This window comes from Serratia sp. CoH_122_TC_1 (assembly GCF_058191755.1).
Genome location: NZ_JBXWLA010000041.1, coordinates 1 through 4,944 on the forward strand (window position 1 = coordinate 1; position 4,944 = coordinate 4,944).

Below are 4,944 nucleotides of genomic sequence, written 5' to 3' on the forward strand. Positions count from 1 at the left end.
GACTGTTCATAGATGGCTCCCTTCAGTCGGATGTTTCGCCCCCCGTCCGGGTCGGCAATGCTGATGCTGCTTTTTGTAGTGCGCACCACCTCAAAACCAGCGCTTTCCAGCGCCTCAGTGACGTCCTGACGGGTTTTCAGCTCCCCGGACGAGGCTAAGGCCAGTAAACCCCGCGTAATCGCCTGGGCGGCTTCCTGCTTCGTTTCCGGCAGCGCGGACGGCGTGACCAGCGCCCGCCGGTTTTCCGGCGCGTTTGGATCGTGCAGCCCCAGCCTGCCGTTCACAATGGTCTGCCAGGCATCGATGCGCGGTCGGTCGGCGCGGTCGTAATACGGCTGGAGACGCCTGCCGGTCAGCAGCTCCGTGTTCGGGATCAGGAAGTTCAGCTCCAGCCTCCCTTTGTCCCGGTGCTCAACCCACAGCACGCTGTACTGGTCTTTATCGAGTCCGGGCATCAGAACCCGCTCGAAGCTCGCCATCAGCTTTTCACGCTGGCCGGGCGGTAAGTCCTGTTCGGCAAAAGACAGGACGCCGGATGTGTATTTTTTGGCGTAGGGCGAGGCGTCGATAAGCTCCCGGACTTCCTCCGGCTTCCCCTGCAGAACGCTGGCACCTTCGCGCTGGCGGTCTTTGCCCAGCAGGTAATCCACAGGCCCGGCGCCACCGCCGCGCCCCCGGGGGTGAAACTTAACGATCATCGTCTGCCCCCTTTTCCAGCACGGCGTGCCGCAGCCGCTCGAGTCCGGCATCGATGGCCATCAGCGCGGCGACAACCTGCACGCGGTCGTGCCCGCTGCCGCCACCGCCGTTAACCTGCCGGGCAATCTGGTTAAGGTTGTTCCCCATGCCGGCAAGCTGACGAAGCAGCGCCGGCGAGAGCGAGGGAAGTTTGCCGGTTCGGGCGGGCTTCTCGTCCAGGCACGTCTGCCGCATCCAGGCCGCGAGCTGTTTACCGTCGCAGCGCTCCAGCAGACGGCGGTGCTCATCTTCGGTCACCCACATGGTGAGCATTTTGCTGCGTTTGTCTGCCAATCCGGCCTCCTGATAACGCCGGGACGGGCGGGAAATCTTTTCCCGTTCGGCGCGGTGTTGGACAAGCCGCAGGCGCGTCAGTGGTTTTAGCGGGTTTCGGGGCGCAGCCCTGAACCAGTCACGTAGCGCTAGCGGAGTGTATACTGGCTTAATATGTTAGTTCGGAGTGGTGACTCAGGGAAGTGCTTCATGTGGCAGGGGAAAAAATGCGGCTGCGGGGCGTAAGTGCGAAATGCAGGTGTCGATGAAATGACGCCTCCTCGCTCACTCGGTCGCTACGCTCCTGCCGTGAGACTGCGGCGGGCGTTACATGCTCACGAATGACGAAATAAAGAGATGGCGCTCAAGTAAAGAAAAGCCGGGGAAAGGATGCGGCGTTGCCGTTTTTCCATAGGCTCCGCCCCCCTGACAAGCATCACAAAATCTGACGCTCAAATCAGTGGCGGCGAAACCCGACAGGACTATAAAGATCCCAGGCGTTTCCCCCTGGTAGCTCCCTCGTGCGCTCTCCTGTTCCTGCCTTTCGGTTTACCGGTGTCATTCCGCTGTTATGGCCGCGTTTATCTCATTCCACGCCTGACACTCAGTTCCGGGTAGGCAGTTCGCTCCAAGCTGGACTGTATGCACGAACCCCCCGTTCAGTCCGACCGCTGCGCCTTATCCGGTAACTATCGTCTTGAGTCCAACCCGGAAAGACATGCAAAAGCGCCACTGGCAGCAGCCACTGGTAACTGAAAAGGTGGATTTAGATATTGAGAGTTCTTGAAGTGGTGACCTGACTGCGGCTACACTGGAAGGACAGTATTTGGTATCTGCGCTCCACCAAGCCAGTTACCTGGTTAAGCAGTTCCCCAACTGACTTAACCTTCGATTAAACCGCCTCCCCAGGCGGTTTTTTCGTTTCAAGAGGCTACGCCCAAACGACAATGATCGTCAAGGATCTTCTTGGTAAGATATGACAAAGAGCTTTCGAACTTTTATATCTTATTCAAGGAACTAAGATGCAAGACAGGTCAGTAGTTAATCGACAGGGGTTTAACCCAGAGCTCGATCTGCCGTATTCGCTAAGGATTAGTGATTTTGAGCACGCAATGGAAGATATTTATGACTTCTTCCATGATGTGAACAATTTACTATCAAACAAAGGATTGCATAGGCTTGATGACATGATGAGACCAGCAGCTATGTCTGGCCTCATTTCAGATATGATCACAGCTTCCCTCGCTAAATTTTCAAGATCACTTGTTGAAAACAAGCATTTCAATGGACATCCAGACCTAGTTGTTAGAGGCAAGTATCCGAATGACAGTATCTCCTCAGGGGAAGACGGCATTGAAATAAAAACCACCAGGAAAAATGGGGGTGCCGTCGATACTCATGGGGCAAGATCTCAATGGATGTGCGTATTTGTCTACAATGTAGATAATGAGACTGAACCGGCCTCAGACAGAAAGTCGATGAAATTTACCGAGGTATATCTTTGCCACGTTGATGAAAATGACTTCCGTCGTAATGATCGTGGTGCATTAGGAACCAGAACAGCAACCCTTCACAAAGAAGGGTTGAAGAAGCTCAGAGAAAGCTGGGTTTACAAGGATTTAGTTTAGTTATTTTCCTTGCTTGGAAGGGCTGATAGCGCGGGGATAGCTTTCTCCGCCAAATCAAAGAACTCCCGGTCTATTTCAACTCCAATGCTCTCATAACCTATATGGTTTGCAGCTGCTAATGTGGAGCCGCCCCCCATAAATGGATCGAGAATAATCCCCTCTCCTAAAGGAAGCACTGCCCTCACTAATTGCCTCATGAAATTTTGCGGCTTTAATGACGGATGTGGCGCTATCTTTTTTTCATGTGCTGGCGTCGGATGAGATTTAATGACATCGCCAAATGGCCTGTCAGCTGAAATTCTCCTGAATCCACCTGTTTTCCACTTTCGTAGATTATCCTGAACCCTTCCATCTAGAGGCTTTCTCAGCACTATCCATGGTTCCCATTGAGAACGTGGCATGACAGAAACATCTCCAAATTCATCATGGGCGTTTTTGGGCCTATCCCCTCCTCTCATGGTCATAACCTGACGCGCGATGTAACCTCGTAGCTCTAAGCCAGACGTAGACATAGAGTCCGCGACTATATGCGATAGAAGAGGGTTGGATGCGATAACTATATTCCCGCCAGGAACAACCACCCTTTCGACTTGCGAGGATAGTTCTTTGAAAAATAATGATATATTTCTAAGATCTTCTTCCCGCAAAACCGTAAAGCGAGGTAATGGCGCACGCTTATGTCCATCAAAGGAAGGCGGCTTTCTCCAAATACCACCTTTCCCTGCCCTTAGTTTCTCAGTCTGCTGTTTTGTATACTCGACTAATCCGTAAGGAGGATCGGTTACAACTGCATGAATTGAATTATCTTTTTGCCTTTTTAACCATTCAATTGCATCATCAAAAAAAATCGTCGATTTCCCAACAGCCTTAGGTGAAGACGTCAAATCTAAGGAGGGAGTAATACCAGCATCACCATTTAAGCGATAGACACCGCGATCTACTCGTTCGAACAGACCAGGGGTATTTAAACTCAGATATGAACGTACAGAAGATTTTGAAATTTCTCCAATTTTCAAATAAACAGCGTTGGTTATCTCCTCAATAGAAGCTTCTCTTCCAAGCCTTAAAAAACATTCAATTATCGAGTCACGAACAACACCAGGAGCCAAAGACATGTTTATAAATCCAGTATTTTTGTATAAAATAATAATACTAACTAGACGTCAGGACGTCAATTTAGTTTAAAAGTGACGTCAAAAGAGCATGCATTAACTCCGCATTTACCATAACAGTGCTTTCCGGCACCGCCTCAGGGCGGGTTCGGCGCGAAAGCGGCGTCAGCCCGGTAAAACCGGCAGTAAACTCCCCACTAAATCGCGCATTCCGCGTCAGATAAATTTCACCCGACTGCATAGCCATGCAACCGGGTGAATGGCACCGGCTTTCGGCGGGGATCTGCGCCGCCCCCCCCGTTTTATCCGGTTTGTTACAGCGACGGACCGTCATACGTCCGCTGGCGCTGCGATCGTTCCAGCTCCAGCGCTTTCTGGTGCTGCGCCGCCCGCTGCTGCTCCCGGTGCGCCTCGATTCCGTTCAGCCTTGCGACAACCGGCGCAGCTGATCGCTCAAACTCTGCACCTGCCTGCTCAAGACCGTGACGCGCTCGCTCAGCGCCGCGTTCTCCCGTTGCATAAGACCAGACATCGTCCGCCATTCCGCGAAGGCGTTCTCCCACTCGTCCAGCCTTTTCGAGTAGTCCTGCTGTAGCTGCTCTAATGCGCTCAGCAACTGTTTTTCCAGCTCCGTCATGTGCTATTTCCCCGCCAGTATCATCCAGCTCGAATCCTCTCCGAACCGTCCCGCTTCCGGGTTCACCCTCACGCAGCGGCGTCTCTGATCGCCGCAGGTCGAGAGCTGCACGCCGCTGTTCCGATCGGACAGCATAGCCTGCGTGCTCTTCTGCTCCCGGATGGTCGTGTAATTGTCGAGTATCTGCTGACTCTGCCACCACAGAATGGCCGCGCTCGAAGCGATCAGCAGCGCGGACACCAGGACGATGGTCAGCCACGTCTGGCTGACCATGCGCAGCATCCCTTTCGTGCGCTGGCTCATGGCTGAGGACAGCTTCCGGTCGTGCTCGAGGATGGCGGCGCTGATTCTCTTCTCGCTTTCGCTCAGTTCCGCTCTGACAGACTTCTCGTGCTCGCTGAATGCGGCTTTCAGCATCTCGCCGGTACTCTGCTGCTGCGCTTTCGATTTCTGCTCTAAGTCCTTCGCCAGCGTTAAAAGACTGTTCATAGATGGCTCCCTTCAGTCGGATGTTTCGCCCCCCGTCCGGGTCGGCAATGCTGATGCTGCTTTTTGT

7 protein-coding genes are annotated in these 4,944 nt (G+C 53.2%); 2 read left to right on the top strand and 5 right to left on the bottom strand.

The window, feature by feature from the left end; all coding sequences use genetic code 11:
• Window positions 1-698, bottom strand: a 698-nt coding sequence (gene mbeA, locus AC2FC2_RS26655) for a plasmid mobilization relaxase MbeA (RefSeq protein WP_171991921.1), incomplete at its 3' end; no start/stop codon positions are given.
• Window positions 688-1,011: a MobC family plasmid mobilization relaxosome protein gene (locus AC2FC2_RS26660; RefSeq protein WP_170989424.1), complete on the bottom strand. Its 324-nt coding sequence runs from the start codon at window positions 1,009-1,011 to the stop codon at window positions 688-690. The genes mbeA and AC2FC2_RS26660, both read right to left, overlap by 11 nt.
• A gap of 642 nt (window positions 1,012-1,653) precedes the next feature.
• On the opposite strand from AC2FC2_RS26660, the gene AC2FC2_RS26665 reads away from it, so the two are divergent.
• A complete protein-coding gene (locus AC2FC2_RS26665) occupies window positions 1,654-1,767 on the top strand; it encodes a hypothetical protein (RefSeq protein ID WP_059570819.1) in 114 nt (37 codons plus the stop codon).
• 266 nt (window positions 1,768-2,033) lie between these two features.
• Window positions 2,034-2,639, top strand: coding sequence for a hypothetical protein (locus AC2FC2_RS26670; protein WP_069475750.1), 606 nt, complete (start codon window positions 2,034-2,036; stop codon window positions 2,637-2,639).
• Here AC2FC2_RS26670 and AC2FC2_RS26675 read toward each other — a convergent pair.
• From AC2FC2_RS26675 to AC2FC2_RS26685, 3 genes are all read right to left on the bottom strand, one after another.
• Window positions 2,636-3,754: a DNA-methyltransferase gene (locus AC2FC2_RS26675; RefSeq protein ID WP_077952212.1), complete on the bottom strand. Its 1,119-nt coding sequence runs from the start codon at window positions 3,752-3,754 to the stop codon at window positions 2,636-2,638. The two genes, AC2FC2_RS26670 and AC2FC2_RS26675, sit on opposite strands and share 4 nt — an antisense overlap.
• A 418-nt stretch (window positions 3,755-4,172) precedes the next feature.
• Entirely contained in the window at window positions 4,173-4,388 is a 216-nt protein-coding gene (locus tag AC2FC2_RS26680) for an MbeD family mobilization/exclusion protein (RefSeq protein WP_079967714.1), read from the bottom strand.
• Window positions 4,389-4,391: 3 nt separating this feature from the next.
• On the bottom strand, window positions 4,392-4,877 hold the full coding sequence (locus AC2FC2_RS26685; RefSeq protein WP_137502582.1) for an MbeB family mobilization protein: 486 nt from the start codon (window positions 4,875-4,877) through the stop codon (window positions 4,392-4,394).
• Window positions 4,878-4,944: the final 67 nt, after the last annotated feature.